The 1,175-nt window shown below is 68.6% G+C and carries 1 protein-coding gene; it reads left to right on the forward strand.

Features of this window, described 5'->3' with window-relative positions; translation table 11 throughout:
• The coding region (frc, locus tag AQI94_RS42290) for a formyl-CoA transferase (RefSeq protein ID WP_063801650.1) at positions 1 to 1,175 on the forward strand (1,175 nt) is incomplete at its 3' end.

Here is a 1,175-nt window from a genome sequence, read left to right on the forward strand (position 1 = left end):
TTGGCGCTTGATGGTGTGCGGGTGCTGGACATGACGCATGTGCAGTCGGGTCCTTCGGCGACGCAGTTGCTGGCGTGGCTGGGGGCGGACGTGGTGAAGGTGGAGGCGCCGGGCGGGGACATCACGCGCCGGCAGTTGCGGGATGTGCCGGAGGCGGACTCGCTGTATTTCACGATGCTGAACTGCAACAAGCGCAGCATCACGCTGAACACGAAGAGCGAGCGGGGGCGGGAGATCCTGACGGCGCTGATCCGGGGTGCGGATGTGCTGGTGGAGAACTTCGCGCCGGGCGCGGTGGACCGGATGGGCTTCACGTGGGAGCGGATCAGGGAGATCAACCCGCGGATCGTGTACGCGTCGATCAAGGGGTTCGGAGAGGGCCCGTACACGAACTTCAAGGCCTACGAGGTGGTCGCGCAGGCGATGGGCGGCTCGATGGCCACGACCGGGTTCGAGGACGGGCCGCCGCTGGCGACCGGCGCGCAGATCGGCGACTCCGGCACCGGGATCCACGCGGTCGCCGCCGTCCTGGCCGCGCTGCTGCAGCGCGAGCGGACCGGGCGCGGGCAGCGGGTGAACGTGGCGATGCAGCACGCGGTGCTCAACCTGTGCCGGGTCAAACTCCGCGACCAGCAACGCCTGGCGAACGGCCCGCTCACCGAGTACCCCAACGACGACTTCACCGACGAGGTCCCCCGCTCCGGGAACGCCTCCGGCGGCGGCCAGCCCGGCTGGGCCGTCAGATGCGCGCCCGGCGGACCCAACGACTACGTCTACGTCATCGTCCAGCCCGCCGGCTGGCAGCCGCTGGCCACGCTGATCGGCCGCCCCGAACTCGCCGACGACCCCGAATGGGCCACCCCCGAAGCCCGCCTGCCCAAACTGGCCAAGATGTTCCAGCTGATCGAGGAATGGACCGCCGCCCTGCCCAAATGGCAGGTCCTGCACCACCTCAACACCCACAACATCCCCTGCGGGCCGATCCTGTCCCCCAAAGAGATCATCGAGGACACCTCCCTCGCCGACAACGACATGATCGTCGAAGTCGCCCACCCCGACCGCGGCACCTTCACCACCGTCGGCAACCCCCTCAAACTCTCCGACTCCCCCACCACCATCACCACCCCACCCCTCCTCGGCCAACACAACGAGGACATCTACATCGGCGAACTGGG

The organism is Streptomyces pseudovenezuelae, assembly GCF_001513955.1.
Lineage (GTDB): Bacteria > Actinomycetota > Actinomycetes > Streptomycetales > Streptomycetaceae > Streptomyces > Streptomyces pseudovenezuelae.